This is a genomic window from Actinoplanes sp. KI2 (genome assembly GCF_025630775.1).
In the GTDB taxonomy this organism is placed as follows: domain Bacteria; phylum Actinomycetota; class Actinomycetes; order Mycobacteriales; family Micromonosporaceae; genus Actinoplanes.
On the sequence record NZ_JAOSZE010000014.1, the window covers coordinates 194,205 to 208,094 of the forward strand.

The window sequence follows — 13,890 nt, forward strand, 5'->3', positions numbered from 1 at the left end:
CGCTGTACCGACACCGGTCGACCGGCAAAAGGGTCGCGCCCCGTTGGCCGGCGGTCCGGTGTCGGTATCGGCGGCAGTTACCAGCACACCGAAGGGACAACCGAGATGGCAAGGATCGTGGTCAGCGAGAACGTCACCCTGGACGGGGTCGTCACCGACCCGACCGGCGAGGAGGGCACGGGGCACGGCGGCTGGTTCACCCGGACGATCGGGCGGGACCGTGAGGCGTGGGCCGAAATCGAGTACGACGAGGCGCTGCGCAGCGACGCGGTCCTGATCGGGCGGCGCAGCTACGAGTATTTCGCGCCGCGCTGGGCGGACCGCACCGGCGACTGGGCGGACCGGTTCAACAGCATGCCCAAGTACGTGCTGACCGCCACGGCCGGCGAGCTCACCTGGAACAACTCGACCGCGGTGAGCGGCGAGGTGCCCACGGTGGTCGCCAAGCTGAAGGAGGAGGTCGAGGGCGACATCGTGGTGTACGCCAGCAGCCGCCTGGTGCCCGAGCTGGTTCGGCACGACCTGGTCGACGAGCTGCGCCTGATGGTCTTCCCGGTGGTGGCGGGCTGGGGCGCGGGGCTGTTCGCGAGCCTGGGCGCGATCCGGCCGCTTCGCCTGGTCAGCCACCGGACGGTCGGCGAGAACCTGCTCCACCTCGCCTACCGGCCGGCCTGACCGGGATCGGCGCCGGCGCCGTCGGATAGGTTCGGGCGATGGCCGCCACTCTGCGTACCGGAAACGATGTTGATCTTTTGCCGGTGGGTGCGTTGCATTTCCGTTCGCGCGGCGCCGCCTACGCGCACATCCTCTCCCCGGAGACGCTGGCAACGCCGTCGGCGGCGGCGCTGGCGGAGTGGTGGACGGAGCGCTGGAAGTGGGAGCGGGAGACCCATCGGCTGACCGTCGCCGAGGATTTCGACCGGATCATCGGGTTCAGCTACGTGGGGCCGAGCGAGACCGAGGGCGCCGCCGAGCTGTACGCGATCCACGTCGATCCGGCCGTGGTCGGCACCGGCGTCGGCCGGCTGCTGATGGTCAACGCGCTGACGCAGCTCGCCGAGATCGGCGAGGAGCGGGCGGTGCTCTGGGTGCTGGCGGCGAACGAGCGGGCCCGCCGCTTCTACGACCGGGGCGGTTGGTCGCCCGACGGCGAGACGCGCGTCGCGCCGATCAGCGGCGAGTCCGTTCCGCAGCTGCGCTACAGCCGACCGCTCGCCTGACGGAGCGGCCGTCCACGTTCCGGTGGGCGGGAGCGCGCGACCTAGATATTGCGGGGGAACCTCTGGTCGCGCGCTCCCGCCAACCACCCCGCCCAAACCGGGGGTCGCGCCTGGCCGGAGGCGCTGGACCAGCGGAGGCGTGCCGGTCCTGTACCAGTTCGAGGGCGGGTTCCTGGTGCGGGATGCCGCAGCGCTGGCGGGGCGCCGCGGTGTCACCGCCGGAAGACGTCGGCCGGGCTGGTGAGCCGGGGCTTGCCGGGGGGTCAAGCGGTCGGCGACGTCGGAGCTGGATGGAGTTGTCAGTCTTCCCTCAGAGGTTGGCAGTCCCGCCTCGGACGAACGAGCCGCGGTTCCGGGTGCCGGCGTAACCGTGCCGGTCGGCGTTGTGCTCTCGCCGGCCGGGCAGGGCCCGGATGCTGTTCAGGTCGTGCCGGACGGTCCACGCCTCCCGCCAGGGACGGCGGGACGCGACGTCGGCCCGCTCGGCCAGGTGGCGAGGCGCGCACGGCCACTGCCATCCACACCAGACACAGTTGCCCGCGAGATCCGCCTCGGCGTGCCGCCCGAGCATCTGCTGGGCGTCGCGCCAGAGCATGCGATCCACGATGTCGGCCGGCGCTTGGTCGGCGATGACCATCCGTCACACTCCGTCGGGACGTGCTGCTACCTCCAGTACGTCCCATACAACCGTCGCGGTCCCGCCGCCGATCGGACTTTCTGTGCGACTATCACGACTTTCCGTTACCCCTGCTGTTCGCCGTGGGCGGACGCGGGTGCGGCATCGACCGGCGCGATCGGGTTGTTGACGCGGTCATGGATACCGAACACACGGGTGTCGAATCCGCGGCACTCGACGCGTACAGCCGCATCGTGACCGGTGTCGCCACAAGCCTGCTCCCCTCGGTCGCCGCCCTCTCGGTGCGGACCAGCCGCGGGGCCGGCGCCGGTTCGGCGGTCACCTTCACCGACGACGGCTTCCTCCTGACCAATGCCCACGTCGTCAACGGGGCGAGCGGCGGCACCGCCTCGTTCGCGGAGGGCACCGAAACGAAGTTCGATGTGGTCGGTGCGGACCCGCTCTCCGACCTCGCCGTGGTCCGGGTGCACAGCCCGGGCGCGCCGGCCGCGCCGCTCGGCAACGCCGACGACCTCAAGATCGGCCAACTGGTCGTGGCCGTCGGCAACCCGATGGGCCTGGCCGGCTCGGTCACCGCCGGTGTCGTCTCCGGCCTGGGCCGATCGTTGCCCGCCCGAGACGGCCGGCGGGTCCGCATCATCGACAGCGTCATCCAGACCGACGCCGCGCTGAACCCGGGCAACTCGGGCGGCGCACTGGCCGACTCGACCGGCACGGTGGTCGGCATCAACACGGCGGTCGCCGGGTACGGCCTCGGCCTGGCCGTCCCGATCAACAACACCACCCGCACGATCATCGGCGAGCTGGTCGCCTCGGGCCGGGTCCGCCGGGCCTGGCTGGGCGTGGCCGGCGTCCCCGCCCCACTCCCCCCGGCGCTCGCCGAGCGGCTCGGCCAGAAGCTGGGGCTGCGGGTCGTCGAGGTCGTCCCAGGCAGCCCGGCCGGCACAGCCGGGATCTACCTGGGCGACATCCTGCTCTCGGCGGGCGGCCAGCCGCTCGGAACGGTCCAGGCCCTCCAGCGCCTCATGCTGGGCCCGGCGATCGGGCAAAACCTCCCGATCACCCTGCTCCGCAAGAACGCGCTGGTGGACGTGGTGACCGTCCCCGCCGAACTGGACTAAACGAGGTGGGCGAGTAGGTCCTGACGGGTCAGCACGCCGGCCGGCTTGCCGTCGACCAGCACCATCGCGGCGTCGGCCTTCGCCAGCAGGGCCACCGCCTCGCTCACCGGCTGGCCTCCCCCGATCACCGGGAGCGGGTCGACCATGTGGCGCTCAATGGTGTCGTGCAGGTGGGCGTCGCCGGAGAACAGCGCGTCCAGCAGCGCCTTCTCCGCTATCGAGCCGGCCACCTCGCCGGTCACGACCGGCGGCTCGGCCTTGAGCACCGGGAGCTGGCTCACGCCGTACTCCCGCATGTAGTCGATCGCGTCGCGCACGGTCTCGGTCGGGTGGACGTGCACCAGTGGCGGCGTCCGGCCGTCCTTGCCGGCCAGGGCGTCGGCCACGGTCGGCTGGTCGCCGCCGGTGCGCAGGAAGCCGTACCGGGCCATCCAGTCGTCGTTGAAGATCTTGGACAGGTACCCGCGGCCGCCGTCCGGCAGCAGGACCACGACGACGTCCTCGGGGCCGGCCCGGCGGGCCACCTCGAGCGCGGCCACCACGGCCATCCCGCACGAGCCGCCGACCAGCAGCCCCTCCTCGCGGGCCAGCCGCCGGGTCATCTCGAACGAGTCGGAGTCGGAGACCTCGATGACCTCGTCGCAGATCTCCCGGTCGTAGGTGGTCGGCCAGAAGTCCTCGCCGACGCCTTCGACCAGGTACGGCCGGCCGGTGCCGCCGGAGTAGACCGAGCCCTCCGGGTCGGCGCCGATCACCCGGACCGGGCCCTGCTCCTTGAGGTACCGCCCGACACCGGTGATCGTGCCGCCGGTGCCCACCCCGGCCACGAAGTGTGTAAGCCTGCCGCCGAGCTGTTTCCACAGCTCAGGACCGGTCTCCTCGTAGTGCGAGCGCGGGTTGGCCGGGTTGCTGTACTGGTCCGGCTTCCAGGCGCCGGGGACCTCGCGGGCCAGCCGGTCGGAGACGTTGTAGTAGGAACGCGGGTCCTCGGGGGCGACCGCGGTCGGGCAGACGACGACCTCCGCGCCGTACGCCCGCAGGACGTTCTGCTTGTCCTCGCTGACCTTGTCGGGGCAGACGAAGATGCAGTGGTAGCCGCGCTGCTGCGCGACCAGGGCCAGGCCGACACCGGTGTTTCCGCTGGTCGGCTCGACGATGGTGCCGCCCGGCCGGAGCAGCCCGGCCTTCTCGGCGTCGAGCACCATCCGCAGCGCGATCCGATCCTTCACGGACCCGCCCGGATTGAAGTACTCGACCTTGGCCAGCACCGTGGCTTCGATGCCCTCGGTGACGCGGTTGAGTTTCACCAAAGGTGTGTCACCGATGATCTCGACGACGTTGTCGTAGTAACGCACGCCCTAGATTACGACGACGCGGTCCCGTTGCTTCTCCCACTCCAGGAAGCGCTCGGTTTCGGCCAGCACCGCGCCGGCCAGCCAGGTGATCATCACGGCGTCGTCGGCCAGGCCGACGACGAACAGGAACGCCTCCGGGATCAGGTCGATCGGCGAGACGATGTACGCCGCGGCGCCGGCCATCAGCGCGACCCGCAAGCCACCGTCGTACTGTCCTTTTGCCGTCGCTTTCAGCATGCGGGGCAGGGCCGCCATGCGCTTGCTCACCGACGGCCCACCGCGCGCGCCGGCCATGAGTGCCCTGGCCAGCGCGGTGAATGCGGCCGTCCTTCTCAGCGTCTTCGCCATCATTTCCCCTCTCCGCCACTCCAGCATGACTTGAGCCCGCCATGATTGCCTCTCGCCGGAACGAGTTAGCCTCGAAATCCAAGCCGGATCTGGAGGGGGACCCGTGAGCGGCTTCGAGTTCACCGCACAGGACCGCCGGCGGATCAAGGTCGCCGGCCAGGTCCTCGGCGGTCTGACCGGCGCGCTGGCCGTGGTGACCGCCGGTTCGGCGGGCGTTCTCCTGCGGCAGGCCGCCGACGCGCGCCGGATCATCCCGCTGGCCGAGGCGCCCCCGCCCCGCGGTGACGGCCTGTACGGCGCGAAGCTCGCCGGCAAGCCGATCACCATGGTCGTCCTGGGCGACTCGTCGGCCGCCGGGTACGGCGTGCACCGTCCCCGCGAGACACCCGGCGCCCTGCTGGCCACCAGCGTCTCCCGCCGGCTCAACCGGCCGGTGCGCCTCTACCGGCTGGCGGTGGTCGGCGCGATGTCGTCCGGCCTGCCGTACCAGGTGGACGCCGCCCTGGAGTACGAACCGGACGTCGCGGTGATCCTCATCGGCGGCAACGACGTCACCCACATCTCGGCCCGTGACCAGGCGGTCCGCTACCTCGGCGACGCGGTCCGCCGGCTGCGCGCGACCGGCTGCCGGGTGGTCGTCGGCACCTGCCCGGACATCGGCGCGATTCAGCCGATCAAGCCGCCGCTGCGCTGGCTCGCCCGCAAGTGGAGCCGCGACCTGGCCGCCGCGCAGACCGTCGCGGTGGTCGCGGCCGGCGGGCGTACGGTGTCGCTGGGCAACCTGCTGGGCCCGATCTTCGAGGCCGACCCGGGGCGGATGTTCAGCTCGGACCACTTCCACCCGTCGGCCGAGGGCTACGCCCGGGCGGCGGCCGTGGTGCTGCCGACGCTGCTCGCCGCGCTCGGCGAGGACGACCGGCCGACCGCGGGTGTGGGCGTGAGCAGCCTCGAGGACGCTGCGCAGGAGGCGGTGCGCACGGCGGGCACCGAGGTGAGCCCGGCTCGGGCCGGCGGGCGGCGGGTGCTGTTGCGGCGGCACCCGTGGTTCGCCGAGCCGCGCAACTGGTTCAGCCACAAGGCGGCGGTGCTGCCCTCGGCCGCCGGTGCTACGGACGAGGCGCAGACTTCCGGCCGGGACGGGGCGCAGACTTCCGGCCCGGACGGCGCGCAGCCTTCCGGCCCGCACGGGGCGCAGCCTTCCGGCCCGGACGGGGCGGTGCTGGAATCGGCGCCTGGTCGTGCGGACGGCGCGGAGGCCCCCGGGCCCGACGGGGTCGGGGGTGCGAATCTGGGCCCGCCCGGGGCCGGGGCCGTAGGGTGGACCCCAGCGGATCATTGATGGTTCCGCGGGCCGAGGCAGGGAGGCGAGAGATGGCGGGGCTGAACGCACGGATCGGTAAGGCCGCGGCCACCGGCCTGCTCGCCGGGGCGGTGGGCGGCCTCGCCCTGCTCGCCGGCGAGGTGCTCGCCGCCAAGGCCCGGCGCTACGCGAAGCCGACGATGGGCCTGGCCTTGCGTACGTCGATGGGCAAGCTCTCCGCCCCTACCCTGCGCCTGGTCCTGCTCGGCGACTCGGCCGCGATCGGCGTGGGCGTGGAGTGGCTCTCCGAGACGGTCGGCGGCCAGCTGGCCCGGCTGCTCGCCGAGGGCTCGGCCGAGACCGGCGAGCGTCACGTGTTGCTCTCCAGCGTCGGCGTGGCCGGTTCGCGCTCCGCCGACCTGGCCACTCAGGTGGCCCGGGCACTGCTCGGCGACCGCCCCGACGTGGCCGTCGTGCTGATCGGCGCGCACGACGCGACCAGCCTGCGCAGCCCCGACGACGCCGCCGAGCTGCTCGGCCAGGCCGTGCGCCGGTTGCGCGAGTCCGGCGTACGCGTGGTCGTGGGCACCTGCCCCGACCTGGGCGCGTTGCGGGCGATCGCGCCGCCGCTGCGCCAGGTGGCCGGCATGCTGGGCCGCCGGATGGCGAAGGCGCAGGCCCGGGCGGTGCAGGCGGCCGGCGGCGCGGTCGTCGACCTGGCCGAGGAAACCGGCGCCGTCTTCCGGGCCGATGCGGGTACGTTGTGTTTTGACGGGTTCCACCCGTCCGCTGATGGGTATCGAGTGTGGGCACACGCGCTGTATCCGGCGGTCGCGAAAGCGAGCATGTCCGGCGTGTGACAAATCTGCACTCGCAGACGTTGTTACCGACCAGTTAGCGTGGTGCTCATGCCGGAAGCTGTCATCGTCGCCACCGCACGCTCCCCGATCGGCCGTGCCGTCAAGGGGTCGCTCAAGGACCTCCGCCCCGACGACCTCGCCACCGCGATCGTCGACGCCGCGCTGAACAAGGTTCCTCAGCTCGACCGCACGCTGGTCGAGGATCTCTACCTCGGCTGCGGCCTGCCCGGCGGCGAGCAGGGCTTCAACATGGCCCGGGTGGTCGCCACCAAGCTCGGCCTGGACGGCCTGCCGGGCGCGACCATCACTCGCTACTGCTCCTCCTCGCTGCAGACCTCCCGGATGGCCTTCCACGCGATCAAGGCGGGCGAGGGCGACATCTTCATCTCGGCCGGTGTCGAGACCGTCTCCCGCTTCGCCCGGGGCAGCTCCGACGGCCTCCCGTCGGAGGCCGCGGCCCTGGTCGGCGGCGGCTGGCAGAACCCGTACTTCGCCGAGGCGGAGGCGCGCACCGTCGCGGCCGCGCAGGGCGGCACGGTGTGGCACGACCCGCGCGAGGACGGCAACGTTCCGGACATCTACATCGCGATGGGCCAGACCGCCGAAAACCTGGCCCAGCTCAAGGGCATCTCCCGCCAGGAGATGGACGAGTTCGGCGTACGCAGCCAGAACCTGGCCGAGAAGGCCATCGCCGACGGCTTCTGGGAGCGCGAGATCACTCCCGTGACGCTGCCGGACGGCTCGGTGGTGTCGACGGACGACGGTCCCCGGCCGGGCGTGACGGTCGAGGGCGTGTCCGGGCTCAAGCCGGTGTTCCGCCCCGACGGCCGGGTCACCGCGGGCAACTGCTGCCCGCTCAACGACGGCGCGGCCGCGGTGGTCATCATGAGCGACACCAAGGCGCGCGAGCTGGGCATCACCCCGCTGGCCCGGATCGTGTCCACCGGCGTGACCGCCCTCTCCCCCGAGATCATGGGCCTCGGCCCGGTCGAGGCGTCGAAGCAGGCGCTGAAGCGGGCCGGCATGACCATCGGCGACGTCGACCTGGTCGAGATCAACGAGGCGTTCGCGGCGCAGGTCATCCCGTCGTACCAGGACCTGGGCATCCCGATCGAGAAGCTGAACGTCAACGGCGGGGCGATCGCCGTGGGCCACCCGTTCGGCATGACCGGCGCCCGGATCACCGGCACGCTGCTGAACTCGCTCGACTGGCACGACAAGAGCATCGGCCTCGAGACGATGTGCGTCGGCGGCGGCCAGGGCATGGCGATGATCGTCGAGCGGCTCAGCTGAGCTAGCTGGCTCCGCTTCGCTCCGCGGGCGATCGCCCCTTTGAGGCTGATGAGGAGCCAGCCGATTTCCGAGGCCGCAAACCCCACGGCCGCGGAAATCGACTGTCTCCTCATCAGCGGGGCGATCGCGGACAGTTCCGTGGTGAGGGGTTCACAGGAATAGCGGGGTATGGGTTTCCGCCGGGTTCGGCCTGCCAGGAGCGGCCGGGCTCGGCGGCTTTCATTTACAGGCATTTACAGGCTCTTGCGCAGGGTCTCCACTGCTGTCGCCGCCGCGGCGAGAACCGTTTCGGGAGCGGCCGCGATGAGGTCGTCGGCCGTCACGCGGAGCTGGTCCGGGAGGATCAGGTCGTGCTCGCGCGGGACCGGCCGGCGCGGGCGGGACTCGGCGTCGGCCGCGAGGTCGGCGAGGTGCTGGACCAGTGCGTGCGTCTGGTCGGCCCGGTCGCCGCGCCAGCGTGGCTGCTCCCAGTGCCGCACCTGGTTGAGCAGACGCTCGATCGCGGTGGCGAAGTCGGTCACGTGAGCGAGCGTAGCCGGGCACCCGCGGACGGAAACGCGTGGCCGAAGGGCACCGGGTGGAGGCCGTCGGCGGCAGGGCGCCGTCCGCAAAGCGCCGTCAGCAAAGCGCCGTCAGCAGGGCGCGCCCTCCGGCCGGAGGGCGCTGGCCGGAGGCAGGCGAGCGCGCGAGGCCGGAGCCCGGGGGGCGGCGCGGTCGAGGGCGGACGTGCGGCGGTCCGGGCAAGGGCGGACGTGCGGTCCGAGCGGGGGCAAACATGTGGCGGCGCGGGCGCGGGCGGACAGACGGCGGCGCCGACTCGGGCGCGGGCGGACAGGCGGCGGCGCGGGGGCGGGCGGACAGACGGCGGCGCGGGGCGGGCGGACAGACGGCGGCGCGGGGCGGGCGGACAGACGGCGGCCTGGGCGCGGCCGGATATGCGGCGACGCGGGCGCGGCCGGACATGCGACGGCGCGGGCGCGGCCGGACAGGCGGCGGCGCCCGGAGTGTGGGAGGACTTTCCGGGCGCCGCCTGATGGTTGCTTGCTAGTTTCGGCTGCCGCCCTGCAGGTAGCTGAGCAGGCGCAGGATCTCGAGGTAGAGCCAGATCAGGCCGACCAGGATGCCGAACGCGCAGATCCAGGAGTAGCGCTGGGGCAGGCCCATGCGGACGCCCTGCTCGATCTGGTCGAAGTCGAGCACGAAGCTCAGCGACGCGACCACGATGCAGACGAGGCTGAAAACGATGCCGATCAGGCCGTTGTCGCGGAGGCCGGTGTGCACACCGAACAGCGACAGCACGAAGTTAATCACCATGATCATGAAGAGGCCGCCGATCGAGGCGATCATGATCTTGCGGAAACGCGGCGACGAGCGGATCACGCGCTGCGTGTACAGCACCGCCATCAGCGCGAAGACGCCGAACGTCGCGACCACGGCCTGCAGGACGATGCCGTGGTAGAAGGTCTCGAAGAACTTGCTGACCATCCCGACGAAGACGCCCTCGACGACCGCATACGTCACGACCAGGGCGGGGTTGGCCATCTGCGAGAACGAGATGATGAAGCCCAGGATCAGGCCCACGATCGCGGCACCGATCCACGCGACGCCCAGGTAGGCGTCGGGAATCAGGTTCCACGCGGCGACCGCCGAGATGCCGGTGAGGCCGAGCAGGATCACGGTCTTGACGACCACGTCGTCGATCGACATGGTCTGCGCGACCGGCGGGGCCGCATAGCCCGGAGTGGTCGGGTACGGCTCGCCATATCCGTACCCGGCGGTCCGCTGCCGCTCGGCGGCCTGGCCGAGTCGCGTGAGTACCGGGTTCGAAGATTTCACGCTGTCCAGCCTCCCTTGAGGTTGAAGCACGCCATGTGCTGCCCTACCAGGGTAGAGGGTTTGTCCACGAGATGGCTTCGTCGCCGCCTGTGAGCAGGCTGAGAAGAAACCTATCTACGTTGCGGTGGCTTGGTCGCGCCGGGCAGGCCAGGGAAGCCGGGGATGACCGGGCCGCCGGCGCCCTTGCCGTTGCTCACCTCGATCTCCACCGGGCCACCCTTGATCGTCCGGCCGGACGGGTTGGTGCCGGCCGCGGTGCCCGCGGGGCAGGACGAGTCGACGGTCTGGCCGACCGAGACGTCGAAGCCGGCCGAGCCGACGCGGGCCTGCGCGCTGGAAATCGGGTCGCACTCCACATCCGGGATGCGGCGCTGGTCCCCGTACGCAATCTTCTCGTTGTCCGGTTTCTTGAATTGGATCTTGGGTTTGCCCGCCATGAAGTCGGCCAGCGTGTTCCACACCGCCGGGTTCACGACGTGGTGCGACATGCGATCGCGGTGGTTCTGGTAATCGGGGTTCACCAGATAGCCCGCCACCACCAGCGAGGTGGTGCCCGCGATCAGGGCCGCGGTCCGGTCGTTGTCGGTGGTGCCGGTCTTGCCGAAGACCGGGTGTTTGACGACGCCGTGGGTGGCCGGGGCGGTGGCGCCGTGGCAGGAGCCCATCTGAGCCGAGTCACCGACCGGGCAGCGGGTCGCGTCGAGCGCCGCGCGGGCCACGTTAGCGCTGGTCGCCCGGGTGCAATGCGGCTTGCCGACGTCGAGCTTCTGGCCGCCCTTGGTGGTGATCTGCTCGATCGGCGTCGGCTCGCAGTACATGCCGTCGCCGGCCAGCGTCGCGTACGCGTTCGCCATGTCCAACGGGGTGGTGGCCGAGACGCCGAGGGTGAAGGCGCCCCACTGGTGCGAGTTGCCCGGTTCGGCCAGCCGGGCGTCGCTGGCGGCCCGGAACTGGATGCCGAAGCGCTTGGCGACCGAGACCACGTTCTCGGCGCCGACCCGCTCCTCCAGCGGCACGAAGTACGTGTTGACCGACTTACCGAAGCCGGTCCACATGTTGTAGACGCCGGCCTCGCCACCGCCGGAATTCATCGGGCACCAGAAATGGGTCCCCGGACAGGCCGAGTCACTGCTGCTACTGATGATATAGCCGGATTTATACTGTTTTTCCGCTTTGATGGTGTACGCCAGCGGATAGCCATGCTCCAGCGCGGCCACCATCGTGAATATCTTGAACACCGAGCCGGCCTGGTAGCCGGTGATGTCGCCGCCGCCGGTCAGCAGCGGGTTCGTGGTGTTCGGATAGGTGCCTCGGATGCCCCGCTTCGCCTTGCCCGGGTCGGACGAGATGAGGTTCTGCGGGTGCGCCTTGTTGTCGAGCTTGTACCTGCGGTTGGCCGCCAGCGCGCGAACCTTTCCACTGCCCGGCTCGACCGCGGCGAGCAGCAAGGCGTTCTTGTTGGCGTCCTGGATCTCCGCGGTGATGTTCGTCCGGGCCGACGTCTGCGCCTTGATGTCGAGCGTGGTGGTGATCCGGTAGCCGCCGCTCTTGAGGCGACGCTCCCGGTCGTACGCGGTCGCCCCGAACTCTTCCCGGCCCATCCACCAGCGGTAGAAGTAGTCGCAGAAGAAGCCCCAGGCGTTCTTCGCCACCGAGACGCAGCCATTGCCGACCGGCTTGACCTGCTTCGGGATCGCTTCCTTGACCGCCTTGTCGGCCTGCGCCTGGGTGATCATGCCGAGCTGGACCATGCCGGGGATGACGTAGTTGTTGCGCCGCTCGGAAATCCCCTTGTAGCCGTCGGCGGTGGCCGGGTTGAAGCTGGTCGGCGCCTTCACGATGCCGGCGAGCATGGCGGCCTGGCCGATCGTGAGGTCCTTCGGCTTCTTGTTGAAGTAGACCTGGCTGGCCGCGAAGACCCCGTACGCCTGGTTGCCGAACGGCGCGATGTTCAGGTAGCGCTCCAGGATCTGGTCCTTGGTGAGCTCCTTCTCCACCTGCAGCGCGTACTTCATCTCGGTGACCTTGCGCTTCGGCGTGTCGGTCGTCGCGTCGACCACCTCCTGCGGGTTGGTCGCCGAGTAGGCCAGCGACATGCGTACCCACTGCATGGTGATGGTGGAGGCGCCCTGCTTGGACTTGCCCTGGTTGTTGTTCACCAGGGCGCGCGCGACACCCTTCAGGTCGACGCCCTTGTGGTGGTAGAACTCCCGGTCCTCGGCCGCCACGATGGCGTCCCGCATGTACGGCGAGATCTCCTTGAGCGGCACGTCGCTGCGGAACTCGTCGTAGAACTGCGAGATCTGCGTCTTGTTGTCGGACGCGTAGATCCGGGTGATCTGCGGCGAGTTGAACGCCTTGAGCTCACTCGGCAGATTCGCGAACGTCTGGCCGCCGGCCTTGGCCGCAAGTCCGGACATGGCAGCGGCCGGGAAGACCCCGGCCGCCACGACGACACCTGCGAGCGCTCCGCAAACTAGCAGATTCGTCGCATTCAAGAATATATTGTGATCATGTCGGCGCATCCAGGACGTCACCGCACCACCATCCGCGACTAGAGTGAGCGGAGTCAATAACAGCTCACGATGTCAACCACTGCTGCTCAGTGGCCGTACCTCTGGAACGAGACCGCCCAGTCGCCGAGGCCGTCCCAGATCGGGAGCGACTTCGGGCTGTGCCTGACCTCGACGACGTCGCCGAGGAGGCAGTTCTCGAAAAACCAGCGGGCGTCGGCGACGCCCAGGTTGACGCAGCCGTGCGACAGGTTGGCCCGGCCCAGCGAGTGGTTCCAGGGTGCGGCGTGCAGGAACTCGCCCGAGTAGGTGATCCGGGTGCAGTACTCGACGTCTTCCGGCGCGTAGAAGTACGGGTTGCTCGGGTCGGTGAGGCCGTAGCTGGCCGAGCTCATGCTGTGCCACTTCTCCCGGTGGAGCACCACGTGCGGACCGGCCTGGGTCCAGAAGTGGATCGACTGCCCGTTCGCGCCGGTGGTGTAGCCGCCCCGGCCGTTGCTGCAGGCCATGTCGCGGACCAGCGTGCCGTCGATGTACACCTTCACGCGGTGCGTTCGGGTGTTGTTGATCGCGATCAGCTGGCGCCCGATGGTGAAGTGCGTCGTCGCGTTCCGCGCGCCGTACACGCCGTTGCCGAGGTCGACGCCGAGGGCGTTGACCCCGACCTTGATCGTCGTGCCCTTCGCCCAGTATCTGGCCGGCCGCCAGTGCACGGCCTGGCTGCTCGCCCAGTAGAACTTCCCTTCGACCGCGGGCGAGGTGCTGATGTCGATCGCCTTCTCGGCCGCGGCCCGGTCGGTGACCGGGCGGCTGAAGGCGACGATGACCGGCTGGCCGACCCCGTAGATGTTGCCGGCCTCGAGCGAGTTCATCGCGTTCGCCCGGAAGGTGATCTTCGCGGTGGTGCGCGGCTTCAGCGTGGTGAAGGCGGAGGTCTTCTCGACCGTCGCGCCCAGGCTGTCGGTGGCCGACGCGGTCACCCGGTACGTCGTGCCGTAGGCGAGGTCCTCGGTCGAGCGCCAGGTCCCGTCGGGCTGCACGGCGCCGCGAACCGTCCGGTTGCCGGTCATGACGGTGGCCGACCGGAGCGTGCCGCCGTCGACGGTGACGACGACCGGTTCGCCGGGCGACACCGCCTTGGCGCCGGTCGCCGGCGTGATGCCCAGCTTGACCGGCACGGCCGGCGGTGGCGGGCTGCTCACGGCCGCGGCGCCACCCGGCGCTGAATCACCGGCGGCGGCAGCGACGGCCGTCGCGCCCAGCGCGCCCAGGATGACCTCACGTCGCCGAATCATGGCTCCCGCAATCGACGGGGAATGGTTGCCGATCGAGTAGATCATTCCGGCGGGCCGTCCCGTGGCCGCTTGGCCAGGGCTTTCTCGCCCGGTCGTGGTACCGGGCCGGACG

Annotated in this window: 12 protein-coding genes and 1 pseudogene; 6 read left to right on the top strand and 7 right to left on the bottom strand. The window is 70.6% G+C overall.

From position 1 onward, the window contains the following. Positions 1-105: 105 nt before the first annotated feature. Both ODJ79_RS17005 and ODJ79_RS17010 read left to right on the top strand, forming a co-directional pair. Positions 106-675 (top strand): dihydrofolate reductase family protein, encoded by a 570-nt coding sequence (locus tag ODJ79_RS17005; RefSeq protein WP_263024433.1) that lies wholly within the window; start codon positions 106-108, stop codon positions 673-675. Positions 676-713: 38 nt separating this feature from the next. Further along, positions 714-1,220, top strand: coding sequence for a GNAT family N-acetyltransferase (locus tag ODJ79_RS17010; protein WP_263024434.1), 507 nt, complete (start codon positions 714-716; stop codon positions 1,218-1,220). Positions 1,221-1,530: 310 nt separating this feature from the next. On the opposite strand, the gene ODJ79_RS17015 is transcribed toward ODJ79_RS17010, so the two are convergent. Beyond that, positions 1,531-1,857, bottom strand: coding sequence for a hypothetical protein (locus tag ODJ79_RS17015; RefSeq protein ID WP_263024435.1), 327 nt, complete (start codon positions 1,855-1,857; stop codon positions 1,531-1,533). A gap of 176 nt (positions 1,858-2,033) precedes the next feature. Between ODJ79_RS17015 and ODJ79_RS17020 the strand changes: the two genes are divergently transcribed. Further along, complete coding sequence (locus ODJ79_RS17020; protein ID WP_263024436.1) at positions 2,034-2,978, top strand: S1C family serine protease; 945 nt, start codon at positions 2,034-2,036, stop codon at positions 2,976-2,978. Here ODJ79_RS17020 and ODJ79_RS17025 read toward each other — a convergent pair. Further along, positions 2,975-4,333 (bottom strand): cystathionine beta-synthase, encoded by a 1,359-nt coding sequence (locus ODJ79_RS17025; RefSeq protein WP_263024437.1) that lies wholly within the window; start codon positions 4,331-4,333, stop codon positions 2,975-2,977. The genes ODJ79_RS17020 and ODJ79_RS17025 overlap by 4 nt on opposite strands. Before the next feature lie 3 nt (positions 4,334-4,336). Continuing rightward, a complete protein-coding gene (locus ODJ79_RS17030) occupies positions 4,337-4,681 on the bottom strand; it encodes a YkvA family protein (RefSeq protein WP_263024438.1) in 345 nt (114 codons plus the stop codon). Between the two features lie 142 nt (positions 4,682-4,823). Between ODJ79_RS17030 and ODJ79_RS17035 the strand changes: the two are divergent. The 3 genes and pseudogenes from ODJ79_RS17035 to ODJ79_RS17045 form a co-directional block, all read left to right on the top strand. Beyond that, positions 4,824-5,729: pseudogene (locus ODJ79_RS17035) on the top strand (SGNH/GDSL hydrolase family protein); the annotation flags it as partial. Positions 5,730-6,052: 323 nt separating this feature from the next. Continuing rightward, positions 6,053-6,841 (top strand): SGNH/GDSL hydrolase family protein, encoded by a 789-nt coding sequence (locus tag ODJ79_RS17040; RefSeq protein WP_263024439.1) that lies wholly within the window; start codon positions 6,053-6,055, stop codon positions 6,839-6,841. A 48-nt stretch (positions 6,842-6,889) separates the two neighbouring features. Next, a complete protein-coding gene (locus ODJ79_RS17045; RefSeq protein WP_263024440.1) occupies positions 6,890-8,134 on the top strand; it encodes an acetyl-CoA C-acetyltransferase in 1,245 nt (414 codons plus the stop codon). A gap of 233 nt (positions 8,135-8,367) precedes the next feature. Here the strand turns inward: ODJ79_RS17045 and ODJ79_RS17050 are convergent, their stop codons facing one another. From ODJ79_RS17050 to ODJ79_RS17065, 4 genes are all read right to left on the bottom strand, one after another. Continuing rightward, positions 8,368-8,655, bottom strand: a complete 288-nt coding sequence (locus ODJ79_RS17050) for a hypothetical protein (protein ID WP_263024441.1) — start codon at positions 8,653-8,655, stop codon at positions 8,368-8,370. A 523-nt stretch (positions 8,656-9,178) separates the two neighbouring features. Further along, the gene (locus ODJ79_RS17055; RefSeq protein WP_263024442.1) at positions 9,179-9,970 is read right to left on the bottom strand and encodes a Bax inhibitor-1/YccA family protein; all 792 of its coding nucleotides are present in this window, start codon (positions 9,968-9,970) and stop codon (positions 9,179-9,181) included. A 110-nt stretch (positions 9,971-10,080) separates the two neighbouring features. Further along, the gene (locus ODJ79_RS17060; protein ID WP_263024451.1) at positions 10,081-12,495 is read right to left on the bottom strand and encodes a transglycosylase domain-containing protein; all 2,415 of its coding nucleotides are present in this window, start codon (positions 12,493-12,495) and stop codon (positions 10,081-10,083) included. 77 nt (positions 12,496-12,572) lie between these two features. Next, on the bottom strand, positions 12,573-13,778 hold the full coding sequence (locus tag ODJ79_RS17065) for an Ig-like domain-containing protein (RefSeq protein WP_263024443.1): 1,206 nt from the start codon (positions 13,776-13,778) through the stop codon (positions 12,573-12,575). Positions 13,779-13,890: the final 112 nt, after the last annotated feature.